The sequence below is a fragment of the Polyangiaceae bacterium genome, from assembly GCA_020633235.1.
Taxonomy (GTDB): Bacteria; Myxococcota_A; Polyangia; order Polyangiales; family Polyangiaceae; genus JACKEA01.
This window is the reverse complement of the sequence record JACKEA010000002.1, coordinates 357,969-373,860: the sequence shown is the minus strand read 5'-3', so window position 1 is coordinate 373,860 and position 15,892 is coordinate 357,969. Positions and strand designations below refer to the sequence as shown.

The following is a 15,892-nucleotide window of genomic DNA, read 5'->3' as shown; positions in this document are numbered from 1 at the left end:
AAAAACGAGGTTAAGGCCCGTTCGTGGCGGACGACGGATCGGAAGCGAGCGAGCGGCGGGCGGCAGATCGCGTCGACGTCGTGTGGTCCGTCGACTGCGAGACGGAAGACACGTTCCTGTACGCGTCCATCACCAACATCTCCGAGCTCGGCATCTTCGTGAGCACGCGAGAACCCTTGCCCGTCGGCACCCGGCTCACCTTGCGCTTCGCTCCGCCCGGAGCGCGCGAGCCCTTCGTGCTCCAGGGCGAGGTGCAGTGGGTGAACCCCGTCAAGGTGCTCGCGGAGAACCTGAATCCCGGCATGGGAGTGCAGTTCGTGGAGCTCGGGGTGGGGGACCGCGAGCGCATCGTGGATGCCATCCACACCATCGCCTACGTGCGCGAAGCCGCTAAGAATTAGGGCGAGTGCGAAGCGGAGTTCGCGCCGGAGTGTCGGCCGTGCGCTGGACCGGTGGCGCCGTTCGTGACAAAAGCCGGGCCGTGGGGGTGATGGGAGCGACGATGCGCCTACGTTTTGCAGCCGATATCAAGACCTTGCTGTGGGTAGCGATGACCATCGCCCTGGTGGCGGTGCAGTTCGCGAAGCCCACGCTCACGCCCTACCTGTTCTGGCTGTCTTGCTACTTCGCGCTCACCTGCGGCGTCATCGCTCACAACCACAACCACTGCCCCACCTTCCACGGCAAGGTGGCGAACGAGATCTTCGCGAGCGTGATCTCCATCTTCTACGGCTATCCGACGTTCGCCTGGATCCCCACCCACAACCTGAACCACCACAAGTTCGTGAACCGGGCCGGGGACGCCACCATCACCTGGCGCTACACCAATCGCCACAACGCCTTGATGGCGATCACGTACCCGTTCATCTCGGGCTACTTCCAGGCGGATCCCACCAACGCGTTCATCAAGAAGGCCAAGAGCCAGAACAAGAAGCTCTATCGCCGCATCGTGCGCCAGTACGTGGTGTTCGTGGGCTCTCACGTGGCGCTCTTGTCCCTGGCCATCGGCCTGCACGGCGTCCGCACCGGGCTCTTCGTGTGGGGCCTGGCGTGCGCCGTCCCGGCCATGTTCGCGCTGTGGACCATCATGTTCTTCAACTACGTGCAGCACGTGCACACGGATCCGTGGTCGCGGCACAACCACTCCCGGAGCTTCGTGGGCCGCGGCATCAACTTCTGCCTGTTCAACAACGGGCTGCACGCCGCTCATCACGAGAACGCCGGCACGCACTGGAGCAAGCTCCGCGACGTGCATGAAAGGCTCGCGCCGAACATCGACCCGCGGTTGATGCACAAGAGCATGTGGGGCTTCTTCTTCGTGCAGTACCTGCTCGCGCCCTTCTTCCCCAAGCTCGGCACCGAGCAAGTGGGCCGGCCGCCCTTCGAGCCCCCGGACGGCGGCAAGCTGGATCTCGCCTCGGCGGACGTGGCCGTCGGCGACGCCGGCGACAACGAAGCGATGCTCCCCGCCGAGTGACTCGCGACGCCGAGTGACTCGCGACGCCGAGGGACTCGCGACGCCGAGGGACTCGCGGGCCGATTTCTTCGTCTTCATTTGTTGGTGCGGCGCGAGCCCCGTCGCGGGTCGTCGTCACGCCGCGGCGCGCGCCCCGTCGCGGGTCGTCGTCACGCCGCGGCGCGCGCCGCAGCGGTTCCGCGCCGTCCCGACAAGACCCTCAAAAGGCGTTGCCCGGGGTGTCCGTCTTTGGCTCGGTGGTGGGCTTCGCGGCAGGCTTCGCGGGGGCCGGCGCGGCTTTGACGGCCGGCAGGGAAGCGCCCGCGGCGGCCTTCGCTTTGCGGCTCGCCACGCGGTCCGTATCCAGCGCGGCCAGCGCGAGCTGCGCGCGATCCCCGTAGCCAGGAGCTTCGAGCAATGCCTGGTAGTTGCGACGAGCGTCCTCGGTGCGACCCAGCGAGCGGTAGCAGTCTGCCGCTTGCCACGTCGCCTCGTTGCCCACACCCGAGCCCCGGAACTTGGTGCCCACGGATTCGAAACGCGACGCAGCAGTAGTGCAGCCGGAGGACGCGCGCACCGCTTGGGCTGCGAACAGCGCCGCGGAGGCGGAGTTTTCACCACCGCCATTGGCAACACTGTCGAAGTCGCGTTGCGCCTCCACGTAGTTTCCGGCGCGGTAGTTCTTCATCGCCTGATCGTAGAGGGACGCCCCGCCGTCGCCGCCTTCCGCCTTCGCGGTCTTCTTCTCGGCGGCCTGGTCCTCCGCTTCGGTCATCGGCTCCGGCGGGCCTTCGTCCGAGCGCGAACGCTTCATCGGAGCCAGCTGAGCACCGTGCGCTTGGGCTGCGCCGGGAGTGTCGCTCTCGGTGGGCTTCTCGGGCACGGGCACGATGGCGACGGACTCGCCTTCGCTCTCGGGTACGCCACGCTCGGTCACACGCACGCTGTCGCGCTCACCCGGCCGCACGCGGATCAAGAGCAGGCTGGCTCCGATCATGAGCATGAACAGCGCGGCCATCGCCAGCTGCGGTCGCATGGCGTAACTCGCGATCATGGAGAAACCACGGCCGAGGCGACGGCCAATGGGCAGCTGCGCGCGGGCGCTCTGCTCGGCCTTCAGGATGCGCTCCGTGAGGCCCGAAGGCGGCTCGATCAGCGGCAAAACGCCCACTTCCCGCGTCGCCCGCAAGCGCTGACCGATGCCTTGGCAGCGCGAGCAATGCTCCATGTGGCGCATTGCCGCGGCTTCCGTGAGCTCGTCCAGCTCCTCGTAGAGGAGATCGAGCACGACACGATCGAACTTCTCGCAGTCCATCTCGATCCTCAGCGCAGCGCGCGCGCGTACTCCTCGAAGTCCGACAAGGCCTGTTGCAGCCGATCCAGCGCGTAGCGCATGCGGCTCTTCACGGTGTTCTCACCCACGCCGGTAACGGCGGCGATCTCCTTGAACGGAAGGTTTGCGATCTCGCGAAGCAAGAACACCTCGCGCTGGTCTTCGGGCAAGGAGTCGACGGCCTCGGCGATCTTGCTGGCGACCTGTGAGCCGGCGACCACGCGCTCGACGCTCGCGCTCGGATGGCCATCGGCGATGGACTCGCCGAGCGGACGCGCGCCGTCGTCTCCGCTCGTCGGTTGATCGAGGGACGGGTGGCGGCGGTGGCTGGCCTTGCGGTGCTGGTCCACGCACAGATTCCTGGCAATCGTGTAGAGCCAGGTGGAGAAGCGGGCTTCGTGTTTGAAGTCCGCGGCGTTTTGCACCACACGCATGAAAACGTCCTGGGTCAAATCTTCCGCGGTGCTCGGGTGTCGTAGTTGTCGGATCACGAAGTTGTAGATGGGTCGCTCGTACCGACGTACGAGCTCACCAAAAGCCTCACGGTCGCCTCGCTGGTAGCGCACCATGAGCATCTCGTCCGTCGCGTCTCCTCGCGCGGCCGCCATCCCCATCACCTGTCCTTTTCCGCCAGGTAACGACGAGACGAGCCGCTGCATTCGAGCCGAGCGAGCGAGGCCCCGAGGGTCGGAGACTCGACAGCGCTCGTTACTTTTCGACGCGCGGCCACGGGATTCGATCTACCGGAGCCCTGGCCGCCGGTCACGCGCGAGAGAGCCTTTGAATCCGCGGGGTCTGGCCCCTGTCGGCCAGCCGTTCGAAATTGGCTATGGGGGCTTGGCCCCCCATGTTGCATTCCACTGTGCTCGCCCCTGTTGCAGCCTGGGCGAATCCCGAACATAAGGGGTCGTTAGTCGAGAGTTTTGATTTGGGGTGCGGCGGATAGCCTTACCCTTCGTCTTATTCCATCGAGAGGGACAACGATGCGACGCTCGAAGGTGATCTGGTTGGCGGTTTTCGCCCTGCTCCTGCTGACGGGGGCTGCACACGCGCAGGGTGCCGAGCCTGCGGACGCCAAGCCCACCACGGCCGACGCGGGGGCGACGGACGCGAAGAAGGACGAGGCGAAGCCCGCGGATGCGAAGGACGCCGACAAGGCGGACGCGACCACGACGCCTGCAACCGGAACGCCCGCACCCACCGCCGCGACCACCGCTCAGCCGAAGGAAGGCGACAAGCCCGCCGAGACCGGCAAGATGGACGGAGCGACCTATCAGGTTCGATTGCGCGAGCTCGAGCAGCGCGTCGACGAGCTGAAGGAGCAGATCCGCCGGAGCCACACTCGCCTCAGCTTGCTGAGCGAGACCATCCTCTCGGGTGGCGTGGGCGGTGCACGCGCGGAGATCCAGTTCACCAACGACATGAGCAACATCTTCCGGCTCACGCGGGCGTTGTTCGTTCTCGACGGCGCGGTCCAATACAACAAGCAGGACGACACCGGCGCCCTCGCAAGCCAGAAGCACATCCCGATTTTCAGCGGATCCATTCCGCCCGGGGATCACACGTTGCAGGTGTTGCTACAGCTTCGCGGGCACGGCTACGGCGTATTCTCCTACCTGCGCGGCTATCGCTTCGAGGTGAAGTCGAGCCACAGCTTCACGGTCACGGAAGGTAAGACCATCGAGCTCGAGGCCGTCGCCTGGGAGAAGGGCGGCGTGACCACTCCGGTGGAGCAACGTCCGGCCATCCGCTACGTCGAGAAGATCCGCAGCGGCAACGCTCCGTCCAGTGGCGCTTCGTCCAGCGGCGGTGACAGCAAATCGAACGTGTCCGGCTCGCTGTCCATCGGCACGGGAGGAAAGTGATGGGATTGCACCGCGCCCCCCGTTGGGCGTTGGCGGCACTCGTGTTGTCCCTGGGGGTGCCGAGGTCGGCCTTGGCGCTGAGCTCTTCGGACGCTCGGGGCCGCGCTCAGCTCTCGATCAAGAACGTCGAGACCGACCTGCCCAACGTGCAACGAGCCGCGGCCCGCGCTCGGGCCAAGAAGCTGACGCCGGCACAGCGCATCGCCGCGGGCGACATCCTGTATCGCAACAAGGATTACGACCGGGCCATCGACGTGTTCTCGCAGGTGGTGGAGCTCTACCGGCAGGGCAAGGCAGACGCGGCCTCCAATGCCGACGCGCTGTTCCTGCTGGGTGAGAGCTACTTCCATTCCAAGCAGTACCTCTCCGCCCGGCGCGAGTTCATGGAGCTCTTGGACAAGGGCGCCCAGAGCCCGTACTCCACCTACGCCGGTCGCTCGGTCTCGCGCTTGGTCGACATCTCGCTCCGCACCGACGACCTCAACCGCCTGGACGAGATCTTCGCCAAGCTGAACCAGCTGCCGCAGTCGGACGCGTCCGGCTCGCTGCAGTACGCCCGCGGCAAGGCCCTGTTCGCCAAGAAGGACTACGACGCCGCAAAGTCGTCGCTCAATTCCGTCGCGGCGGACTCCCCCTATGCACACCAGACGCAGTACCTCTTGGGTGTGGTGCTGGTGAAGCAAGCGGCCCCGGCGGCGCCGCCGCCGTCGGCCACTCCGGATCAGCCGGAGGTGGCCACCAGCGGCACCGCCGCGCCGGAGCAGCCGGTGCAGAAGGCGCGCTACGCCGCAGCCATCGAGCAGTTCCGCAAGGTGACTCGCATGAAGGGCGACACCGAGGCGCACCGCCACGTGGTGGACCTCGCTTGGATGGCGATCGGTCGGCTGTTCTACGAGAGCGACAATTTCCTGGACGCCGCCGAGGCCTACTCCCACGTGGACCGGACCTCTCCGGAGTTCTCGACCATGCTGTACGAGCTGGCGTGGGTGTACGTGCGCCTCGGGGACTACCAACGCGCTCAGCGCGCGCTGGAGGTGCTCAGCATCACGGACCCCGAGAGCCTGCGGCTGGCGGACGGTTCCCTGTTGCGGGCCGACCTCATGCTGCGCTCGGGCCAGTTCGACAAGGCCCTCACGCTGTACCGCAGCGTGCGCAGTCGCTTCGATCCCATTCGGGAACAGGTCGACACCTTCCTCAAGGACGTGACCGATCCGGCCGTGTACTACGACCGACTCGTGGAAGAGGACGTGGAGACCAGTGATCAGCCCGGTGGGGCGCTGTCCCCCGTGGTGGTGCAGTGGGCCCGGGAAGAAGCCGAGAACGACCGCGCCTTCGCCGTCATCGACGACGTCGCGGCGTCCCGGGATCTGATCAAGCGCTCCCGGCGCCTGATCATGAAGCTGAACGCCGTGCTGGGCGCGGGCACTCGGGTGCGCGCGTTCCCGGAGCTGCAGGCGTCCATGGAGCAGACGCTCGGCTTGCTCAACAAGGTGGGGCAAGCCCGCCGCACCCTGGCTCTCGGAATGGACGACGAGGCGGGTTCCGCCGGTGGCGAGCTCGGGAAGGTGCGGGCGGAGCGCCGAGCGCTGATGAAGCGCATGGCGCAGCTTCCCGTCACCCCTGGGGACTTTTCGCGACGTGAGTCCGCGGGCGAGACGCAGTGGAACAAGGTGAGCCAACAGCTCCAGCGCCTGACGCTGGAGGCGGACCGTATCCAAGCCATCATCAACGGCCTCAAGCGAGTGCTGAAGGACGCCGACAAGTTCGGCGTGACCTCGGATCCGAACAGCCGCCAGCGCTTCCAGGCGGAAATCGCGGCCAACGAGCGAGACCTCGAGATCTACCGCAAGCGGATCAAGGACTACCAGGACGCTGTCGACATGGGGAAGGTCCAGGTCGGCTTCGGGGATTCGCGCTTCCAGGAAGACGACAACGTTCGCCGGCGCTTCCGCCAGGTCTTTGCCCGCGAGGTGCAGCTGGTGGCCAGTGGCCAGGACAACGCCGACGCGCAAGCCTACGCCCGGGCGATCCAGCCGCTCTTGTCCCGGGCCGACACCGTCGAGGATTCCCTGGAGAACACCAAGGCGAGCCTCGAACGAGAGGCCGAGGACCGCGCCAAGAAGCTCGAGCAAGAGGTTCAGGCAGAGGTCAACAACATCGAGAAATACTCGGGGGATCTCGACGCCTTGGACCAGCAGGCCCGGCTCCTGGTGGGGGAGATCGCGATGAAGAACTTCGGCCTGGTGCGCGACCGCCTGAAGAGCATCGTGCTCCGCGCGGACGTGGGCATCGTCCAACAGGCATGGGAAGTGCGCGAGGAACAACGGATGCGAGTCCGCAACTTGCAGCGTGAGCGCTCCCGCGAGGAGCAGAACCTGAACGACGAGCTCCGTGAGGTGCTCGACGACGCGGGAGACGATCTGTGAGTCGTGCTCTGAGAGCGATTGGACTGAGCGCCGCACTGACGGCGCTGGGAGCGGCATTCCTGCCGGGTTCGGCCTGGTCCCAGCCCGCCCCGGCAGCGTCCGCATCTGCGAGCGCCGCTCCCTCGGCGAGTGCGGCTCCGGCGGCCAGCGCCGCGCTGCCCACGGCGAGCGCGACGCCGGCCCCGGCGGCGTCGGTGCCGACCATCAAGCTCAAGAAGGGCGCGCCGCCGCCGCCGCCGCCCACGGAGCAGCAGCTCAAGGCCCTCGCCATCCTCAAGGACGAAGCGAAGTCCTACGAGTCTGGGGCCAAGAGCTTCCGCGACACGCTGACCATGATCGTGCGCCACCACTATGAAGAGCGGCGCCGGCGCATCCTGTCCGCTCTCGATCGCGAGATTTCGATCGAGAAGAAGGGGCTCGTCGATGCGCGGAACGAAGCCATCAAGCGGCTCGAGAAGTTCATCGCCCTGTACAGCGGTGACAACGCGCACCCGTCTGCCACTCCGGACGCCATGTTTCGTCTCGCCGCGCTCTACGAAGAGCGCGCCCGCGAAAGCCAGGACTCGGACATCTCCACGGGTCTCGATCCCGCCATCGCGCTCTATCGCCGCATCATTGCCGAGTACCCGAACTACGAAGAGATTGCCGCGGTCCATTACTTCTTGGGCCACGCCTACACCGACTCCGCGAAGCTCGACCAAGGGCAGCAGGCGTGGCGTTCGTTGGTCTGCGCGAACCACTACCAGGTGAAGCCGGATCCCGACGACGCCTCCAAGATCGAGCTGCAGCCGCTGCCCCAGGACCACGACGACAAGTTCTGGACCGAGTGGTACAACAAGAACCCCGTCCCGCTCGATCAGGCCGGCGGCAAGAAGGCCGGCGCCAAGCCCAAGAAGGCGACCATCACGGGAAGTCAGCCCTACGGTACGGACGAGGAAGAGCTCACCTTCAAGGATCCGTATCCGACGGACTGCAAGCCGTTGCCCCAGGAGCTTCGGCCCGGAGAAGAGCCGCGCTACCTGGCCGAGGTCTGGTGGCAGATCGGCAACTTCCACTTCGATCAGATCGATCCCCACGGTGGGCCCTACAACCTGAATCGCGCCGTCAGCGCGTACGATCACTCCCTCGAGTACAAGAAGCCGCCGCTGTACGGCGTCGCCATGTACAAGCAGGCCTGGACGTACTTCAAGCAGCAGCGCTACCACACCGCGGTCGATTGGTTCGTCAAGCTGCTCCACTACGCGGACGAGCAAGAAGAGAAGACGGGTGATCCGGGCGCGGACTTCCGCCAGGAGGCCTACACCTACATCGCGGGCTCGCTGACCTACGTCGATTTCGAGGGGCCGCCGCCAAACGACCCCTACATTCCCCGTAACGACGTCCTCGATCTGGAAACGGATCCCCTCATCGCCGAGCAGAAGATGGCGATCGCGATTCAGCGGGTGCAAGACCCCCAGCTGATCCCGCAAGACAAGAAGTGGACCGTAGAGATCTACAAGGCGCTCGCTCAAGAGTTCATCGAGATCACGCAGAACCGAAACGCCATCGCGACCCTCGAGCTCACGCTCCAGAAGTTCCCGATGGATCGCGACGCGCCGGTGATGCAGAACAAGGTTGCCGAGCTGTACGACCAGCTGAGCCGCCTCTCTCCCGAAGGTTCGGCTGCGCGAGCGGAGTACGCGGCCAAGGCCCTCGAGGCCCGAACCAAGCTGGCCGCCTATGTGGGCACCACCCCGTGGACGGACGCCAACCGGGACGACCCGGAGGCCCTGGCCCAAGCGGAAGCGCTGGTGAAGGGCGGCCTGAAGCGCGCGGCGGCGGACCACACCAACCAGGCCCGGGCGCTGTACAACCAGGCTCTCGAGCGAAGCGACGAAGGCGAGCAGCGAGCGCTGATCGACAAGTCGATCGAGGAGTATCGCCTCGCGGAAACGGGTTGGGCCGCCTACCTGGCGCAGGACCCGAACGCGCTCGACGCCTACGAGAGCAAGTTCTGGCTCGCGGACGCCCGCTACTGGGTGGTGGTGCTGCAAATCGCCGTGGGCCGCACGCCCACGCCGCAGGAGATCGCGTCGGCGCGTGAGGCCGCCGTCGCGGTCCGCGACTCGAACGAGGACGACAAGTACCTGCAGCCGGCGGCGTACTACGTGGTCACCATCGCCGAGAAGGTGCTCGAGGATCTCTACCGCCAGAATCAGGAGTCCGGCGGCAGCCGCGGCATCGCCAAGCGCGAAGAGGTGGAGTTCACCGGCGAAGGCGAGGACCGCAAGGTCGTCAAGACACCGCTGCCCCAACCGGTTCTGGACGCCGTCCAGGCGCGCGACGAGTACAACGCCCGCATCCCGCTGGATCAGGATCCCAAGCAGAACGGTCTTCTGTACGCGTTCCAGTCGGCGGACTACTTCTTCGTCTACGGACAGTTCGACCAAGCGCGCCCGCGTTTCAAGGCGCTGTACGATCAGTACTGCGGCAAGAACGAGTGGGGCCACAAGTCGTGGGTGAAGTTGGTCAGTATGAGCAACTTCGAGAACGACGCCGAGCAGAGCCGCAAGCTCGCCGAGGGCAAGAGCTGCGCCTACGACGAAGATTCCAAGAAGGCAGAAGAGGGCCTGCGCAAGCCGGTGATTCAGGGCTCCTACTACGTGGATGCGCGCAAGCTCTACGAAGAAGCCGAGAAGATGCCGGACGGCCCCGCCCGCAAGAAGAAGTGGCGTGAAGCTGCGGCGGCGTACAAGGCCGCACTGGATGCCGCACCGGATCGCGACGAAGCGCCGGAAGCCGCCATGAACGGCGCCTTCGCCTACAAGCAGGTGGGCGAGTACGACAAGGCCATCGAGATGTACGAGCTGTTCATCTCGAAGTACGGCGACGAAAAGACGCTGCAGAAGCTGAAGAACGGAGACCCGAAGGCCAATCCGCCGGTCGCCGCCCAGCCGAAGAAGTACGAAGAGCGCGTCAAGTTCCTGAACACCGCCTACACCACGTTGGCGGAGGCCTACGTGCTGTTCTTCGACTACCCGAAGGCGGCGGAGACCTACGACAAGATCAGCTCCATCCAGCACTTCAAGCCGGAGGATCGGCGCGAGGCGGCGCATCAAGCGCTGTCACTCTATGCGAGCCTCGGCGACCAAAGCGGGATGAGCAAGGCGAGGAACCGCTTCAAGGAGCAAGGCGCCTCCCCCAGGGAGCTCGCGGAAGCGGACTACATCATCGCCAGCTCGGATCTGAAGAAGTGGGACCAGTACTCGCCGGACACGGGCGCCAACCAGAGCGCGCGCAAGACGGCGCAGGCGTCGATGCAGAACTATTACAACGCCAACAAGAAGAACACGGCGGCTGCGCAGTACGTGGTCGACGCCGCGTACTACGTCGGCAAGATGAAGAAGGCATCGAATCAAGGCGACACCAACAAGTGGTGGCAGAACACCATCGCCGCCTACGACGCCTACAAGAAGGTGGCGCCCACCAAGGACGGCAAGAACACCGCAGTAGGCTCCCGCGAAGCGAGCATGGCGGCGGAGGCCGACTACACCTTGGTGGAGCAGGACATCGACCGGAACTTCGACTACGACAACCCCAAGCACAAGTACAAGGGCACCGCCGTCAAGGTGATCGAGGCCTACCGCAAGAACGCCGTCGAAGCGAAGAAGTGGTACGACAAGCTCCAGGGGGTGGTGGACAAGTACGTGTCGCCGGAGTGGACCACCGTGGCCATTGCGCGGCAGGGCACCGTGTATGACGCCCTGCGCACGGGCCTGTACAACACTCGCCCGCCGGAGCTCGTGATGTTCGACGCCAAGACCGAGGCGCTGCTGAAGAAGGCGGAGAACAGCGACAATCCGGACCTTCAGGAGAAGGCTGACGCCGTCCGCGTGAAGGTACAGCAGGCCTGGCGCGACGCTCGCGACAAGGAGCTCGACAGCGCGGACGGTATCGTCGTGGATCGCTACGGCAATGCCATCGTGCTCGCGCGTCGCTACAACGTGTCGAATCCCGCGGTCACCCACGGAATTCGCCGCTTGGCGTTTCTCACGGACGTGATCGGGGAGGCCAAGATGCAGCAGCACGCGGCCCAGGTGAAAGACCTCAACTACACGCCGGGCATGTTCCAGCGCATGCGCCCGGGTCAGATCACCACGCCCGAACCGAAGGGGACGCCACACCCGCTCCCTGTGCTGGCGCAGTGATGGAGGCGATGGGAATGAGACTCGACAAGTCGTTCACGTTCGCTTTCGTCGCCGCGCTGGGGCTTTCGCTCTCGGCGTGCGGTGGGAAGACGCCGCCGAAGGTTCCCGAAGGAACCAAGGTGGACACGCCCGCCACGGGCGGTCCCGGTGCGGTGTACGGCCCAGGCGGGCAGCAGTACGCCGTGACGGACGCGCCTTCCAGCGGTGAGGCGGCCACCAATCGACCGAAGATGAACGCGACTGCGGCCCAGGCCTACGCCGCGGGCATGGCGGCGTTTCAGTCCGGGGATCTGCAGGGTGCCAAGCAGCAGTTCACCCAGGCGACGCAGGCGGACGACAAGGCGTATCAAGCCTTCTACTCCCTGGGCGTGGTCAAGGAGCGTCTCAACGAGATCAGCGGCGCGCTTTCTTCCTACACCAAAGCCGTGGCCATCGTGCCGGACTACGAGCCCGCGATCGTGGGCTACGCGGAGCTCTTGGCTCGCACCGGCAAGGAGAGCGAAGCGGAGTCCTACCTCAACGGCAAGCTCGCCAAGATGCCGAAGAGCGCGGCCGTTCCCGCGGCAATGGCGGAAGTGAAGTCCATCCAGGGGGATTCCGGGGAAGCCCAGAAATACGCACGGGACGCTCTCAAGAAGAATCCCGACTATCGCCCCGCGATGGTCACCATCGCTCGTGATCACTACCGGCGCCGCCGGCTGGACCTGGCACTGTACACCTTGCAGGCCATTCTCGACGGTTTCGGCACGGAGAACCCGGCGCGGGATGCCACCAATGCGCAGGCGTTGCTGCTTCGCGGTCTGATCTACAAGGAGCAGGGCAACCGCGCCGGCGCGATGAAGGACTTCCAGCAGGCGGTGTCCATCCGTCCTGATTTGGTGGAGGCGCGCGTGCAGCTCGCGGGCTATCAGCTCGAAGCCGGCAACGCGACGGAAGCCGCCAAGCTCTTGGAGGAAGCCGTCAAGTACGACAAGGACAACGTCATCGCCCGCCTCAACCTGGGCGATGCGTATCGGCTCTTGGGCAAGGCGGGCGACGCAAAGAAAGAGCTCGAGTGGGTGGCCAGCAAGGACCCCAATCTGGCGGAGGTCCACTACGATCTCGGGCTCTTGTATCTGTTCAGCGAGAACATCCCCGGCGTCACGCCCGCCGACGCCGTGGACAAGGCGATCTCGGAGCTCGAGAAATACAAGAAGATGAAGCCGCACGGGAAGGCGGGCGAAAAGGACGACACCGACGAGCTCATCACTCGCGCCAAGACCAAGAAGGCCATCCTGGCTTCCAAGGCCCAGGAGAAAGCCGCGGCGAAGCCGGCGGCCAGCGGCGGATCGAGTGGCGGCTCCACAGGATCCATGCCGCCCGCGGATGGAGGAAAGAAATGAAGCGCACCACGTTCGCCGCACTGTTGCTGGCCTTCGCCGCCTTTGGCGTCTCGGCCTCCGCCGCAGCTCAGGGCAAAGGGCGCGTCGTGACCATCAGCGAGGTCACCATCGTTGGTCGCGTTCAGAAGCCCATCGCCGCGGTGGACGTGAGCCGCATTCAACCGAAGCTCACCCTGGCAGAGTTGCGCCAGCCGTTCTTGGATCGCATCGAGAAAGCGATCTACAGCGATCCGTTCTGAGCGTGCTCGCGAGCGCTGTCGCGTGGTTGGTCGCGGCGGCGTGCGCCGTGGCGAGCTGGCGACGACTTCGATCCCTGCGCACCGCGCCGGGGAGTGAGCTCGATTCGCGACTCGGCGTACGCCGCGTGCGGACGCGTGTCGCCGCCGAGGCTTTGTTGGACCAGCTCGCAGAGGGGTCGATTCGCGATGCTCTCGGCGACGTCCTCCGGGCGGAGGGCGAGCGGGCCATCGTGGGCGCGTTGAACGAGCTCGGCCTCGAGATGCGCGAGGAGCTCGAGGTAGGCGGTCGCATCCCCGCGGCGGCGGCGCGAGTGTCACTGGCTGCGGGAACGCTGGCGGCGGTGGTCGCGCTGGCCGGCAGCTTGGGCGGGGAGGGGGCCGTGGCCCTACCCGAAGCGTTGCTGGCATTCCTGGGTGGAGCCCTAGGGGCCGGGACCAGCGCGGGCATCGGCCGACGGGCCGATGCCCGCACCAAGGAGCGCCGAGACCGGTTCAACGGCTTGCTCCGCGACCTGGCCAGTATTCTCGAAGTGCCCGAGCCAGCCTCACGGCGCTAGATCCCCCGCGAATTCCACGGGTTCTCAGTGGACCGAAGGCGGCCTGCCGTCTAACCTGTGGAGCGCCACGGAACTTTCCGTCGGGTGTGGCTGTCGAAGACCTCACCCCGGGAGACCGTGCGCTCGCGACGGTAGAGGAGACAGCCCAGCATGACCCAGCAGCCTTATCAGCAACCCGGCTCTCAGCGTCCGGGCCAGATGACCGCCGTGATGCGCGCCGTAGCGCTCAGCGGTCCCAAGGTGCTTCGGATCGGGTTGGTGCAGGGCGGTCGGATCATCGAAGAGCGCATCATCAAGCAGCGCACCCACGTGACCGTGGGTCCCAGCGAGAAGAGCATGTTCGTCGTCGCGACGCAGAACGTGCCGCCCAACTTTCGGATCTTCGAGCTAGTGGGGAACGAGTATCACCTGAACTTCCTCGACGGGATGACGGGGCGGATCGCGCTGCCCACGGGTATCTCGGACTTGTCGGTGCTCAAGGGACAAGCGCGGCGCACTCAGCAGGGCGCCTACCAGATCCGCCTCACGGAGGACTCTCGCGGCAAGGTGGTGATTGGCAACACGACGCTGCTGTTCCAGTTCGTCACTCCGCCACCGGTGCAACCCAAGCCGCAGCTTCCGGTTGCCGTCACCAGTGGTGCCACGAGCATCGACTGGCCCACCACGATGATCGCGGCGTTCTCCTTCTTGCTGCACTTCTTGGCGATCGGCGCTGCCTATTCGGATTGGTTGGATCCCGTCGTGGACGACGAGGTGAACGTCGCCGGCTTGGTGGACTCCGTGAAGAACCTGCCGCCGCCTCCGCCGGTCGAGGAGACCGAGGTCACGGACAACGTGAATGCGGAGAAGGCGGAAAAGGCCGAGGCACCGAAGAAAGCGTCTTCGGGTGGTGGCAAGGGCGCGGGAGCCGGCAAGGGCACGGGCGGCGCCATGAGCAACGCTCAGGCCGCGGCGCTCGCCAACGAGCTGGATCAGCTCGAGCTCGCGACTCTCGGCGCGCTGTCCAGCCAAGGTCCCGCGACTGCTGGCGTGCTCCACGGCGGCGAGGTTCCGACCTCCGCTCTGGACGCGGCCGCGGCCAGCGGCGCTGGCGTGTCGGCGGGAGGCCCCGGCGGGCTCAAGCTCGGTGGCGGCGGCGGCACCATTCGCCCGGGCATGGGTGGTGGCGGCTTGGCCACCATTGGCGCCACGGGCACGACCGGCGGCGGTGGCACCGGTGAGGTCAAGAAGGTCAAGGGCCCGAAGGGCGCGGCATCCGTCGGTGGCGCCGCAGTGAGCGGCGGTACGGTCAGCAACGCCAGCCGCGTGGTCGCGGGCATGCGCGCAGGTTTCCGTGCTTGTTACAACCGCGGCCTGCAAGAGAACCCCGACGCCCAGGGCAGCATCCGCCTGACCATCCGTGTGGGTCCCGGCGGCGAGGTCCAAGGCGTGAGCGCGTCCGCTGGCGGAAATCTCCCGGGCTCGGTCGTCAGCTGTGTGCGCTCCCGCGCGTCGGCGGCGCAGTTCGATCCACCGGAGGGTGGCAGTGCCGTCATCAACGTGCCCGTCACCTTCGTGAAGCAGTAGCGCCGAGCCCCCCGCTCGAGTGCGAGGCGTCCGCGCCGTTTTCCGCGGCGAGCCAACATCCCTGAGCCAGGGGTGAATGGCCCATCACTCTGGCGCATCTGATCCAGGGTCGAAGGGTGCTCGGCGCCCGGCGGAGCACCCAGCGTTTCCCAGCCAAGACTTTGAAATCATGAGCAAATCCGAAAGATTTCGCCGCGTTGACAGGCCCGAGGGCGGCCCCTATACTGGCCGGCAACTCATGTCCCGAGGGAGGCATTCTTCTATGCGCGTAGGTAGGCGCTTGTGGTCTGGCGCAGCTGCCGTCGTGGTGGTGTGCGGGTTCGGCGTGGCCGCCGCGCAGCAAGGGGGCGCCACCGCTTCTCCCGCCGTGCCGGAGCTCAACACGCAGCAGGACGTAAAGCTCACTCCGGAGCAGATGCAGAAGCAGGCCAACGGCTATCTGCCCGAGATGGAGCAGGGTGCCGGCTTCGTACGCAAGCAGCTCGCGGAAGCGCGTCAGGCTCGGGATGTGGTGAAGGTGTTGTGCCTGAATGACAAGCTCAATCAGGTAGATGTGGCGATCCGCTCCGCCAGGGATCGCATGCCGAATCTCAAAGTGGCCGTCGACCGCAAGGACGACGACCAAGCACGTCACGAGTTCACCGTGATTCAGGTCCTGCGGGACCGCGTGCGAAGCCTCGTTGCCGAAGCCAACCAGTGCATCGGTGAGGAAACGGGGTTCGTAGGCGAGTCCGAGGTGACCGTGGACATCGATCCCACCATTCCCGACGACCCCTCCCAGTTCCCCGACGACCCGCTCGTTTCTCAACCCCCGTTCATCAGCAGTCCCACGCAGTGATCCGAAGTTCTGTCTGGGGGCGGGATGGAGTATCCATCGCGAA

At 65.9% G+C, this 15,892-nt stretch carries 11 protein-coding genes and 1 pseudogene; 10 read left to right on the top strand and 2 right to left on the bottom strand.

The window, feature by feature from the left end:
• Positions 1 to 23 precede the first annotated feature (23 nt).
• Complete coding sequence (locus tag H6717_12210; protein ID MCB9577775.1) at positions 24 to 401, top strand: TIGR02266 family protein; 378 nt, start codon at positions 24 to 26, stop codon at positions 399 to 401.
• An 89-nt stretch (positions 402 to 490) separates the two neighbouring features.
• A complete protein-coding gene (locus tag H6717_12205) occupies positions 491 to 1,477 on the top strand; it encodes a fatty acid desaturase (GenBank protein MCB9577774.1) in 987 nt (328 codons plus the stop codon).
• Between the two features lie 199 nt (positions 1,478 to 1,676).
• Here the strand turns inward: H6717_12205 and H6717_12200 are convergent, their stop codons facing one another.
• On the bottom strand, positions 1,677 to 2,771 hold the full coding sequence (locus H6717_12200) for a zf-HC2 domain-containing protein (GenBank protein MCB9577773.1): 1,095 nt from the start codon (positions 2,769 to 2,771) through the stop codon (positions 1,677 to 1,679).
• Positions 2,772 to 2,779: 8 nt separating this feature from the next.
• Entirely contained in the window at positions 2,780 to 3,397 is a 618-nt protein-coding gene (locus H6717_12195) for an RNA polymerase sigma factor (protein ID MCB9577772.1), read from the bottom strand.
• A gap of 648 nt (positions 3,398 to 4,045) precedes the next feature.
• On the opposite strand from H6717_12195, the pseudogene H6717_12190 reads away from it, so the two are divergent.
• The 8 genes and pseudogenes from H6717_12190 to H6717_12155 all read left to right on the top strand — a co-directional run bounded on the left by H6717_12190 (position 4,046) and on the right by H6717_12155 (position 15,849).
• A pseudogene (locus tag H6717_12190) lies at positions 4,046 to 4,654 on the top strand (hypothetical protein).
• Positions 4,654 to 7,080: a tetratricopeptide repeat protein gene (locus tag H6717_12185; GenBank protein ID MCB9577771.1), complete on the top strand. Its 2,427-nt coding sequence runs from the start codon at positions 4,654 to 4,656 to the stop codon at positions 7,078 to 7,080. The pseudogene H6717_12190 and the gene H6717_12185 overlap by 1 nt, the downstream one beginning before the upstream one ends.
• Positions 7,077 to 11,267: a tetratricopeptide repeat protein gene (locus H6717_12180; GenBank protein MCB9577770.1), complete on the top strand. Its 4,191-nt coding sequence runs from the start codon at positions 7,077 to 7,079 to the stop codon at positions 11,265 to 11,267. The genes H6717_12185 and H6717_12180 overlap by 4 nt, the downstream gene beginning before the upstream one ends.
• 8 nt (positions 11,268 to 11,275) lie before the next feature.
• A complete protein-coding gene (locus H6717_12175; GenBank protein ID MCB9577769.1) occupies positions 11,276 to 12,649 on the top strand; it encodes a tetratricopeptide repeat protein in 1,374 nt (457 codons plus the stop codon).
• Positions 12,646 to 12,888, top strand: coding sequence for a hypothetical protein (locus tag H6717_12170; protein ID MCB9577768.1), 243 nt, complete (start codon positions 12,646 to 12,648; stop codon positions 12,886 to 12,888). The genes H6717_12175 and H6717_12170 overlap by 4 nt, the downstream gene beginning before the upstream one ends.
• Positions 12,889 to 12,890: 2 nt before the next feature.
• The gene (locus H6717_12165) at positions 12,891 to 13,445 is read left to right on the top strand and encodes a hypothetical protein (GenBank protein MCB9577767.1); all 555 of its coding nucleotides are present in this window, start codon (positions 12,891 to 12,893) and stop codon (positions 13,443 to 13,445) included.
• A 150-nt stretch (positions 13,446 to 13,595) separates the two neighbouring features.
• Complete coding sequence (locus H6717_12160; GenBank protein ID MCB9577766.1) at positions 13,596 to 15,011, top strand: AgmX/PglI C-terminal domain-containing protein; 1,416 nt, start codon at positions 13,596 to 13,598, stop codon at positions 15,009 to 15,011.
• Positions 15,012 to 15,291: 280 nt separating this feature from the next.
• A complete protein-coding gene (locus H6717_12155; protein MCB9577765.1) occupies positions 15,292 to 15,849 on the top strand; it encodes a hypothetical protein in 558 nt (185 codons plus the stop codon).
• Positions 15,850 to 15,892: the final 43 nt, after the last annotated feature.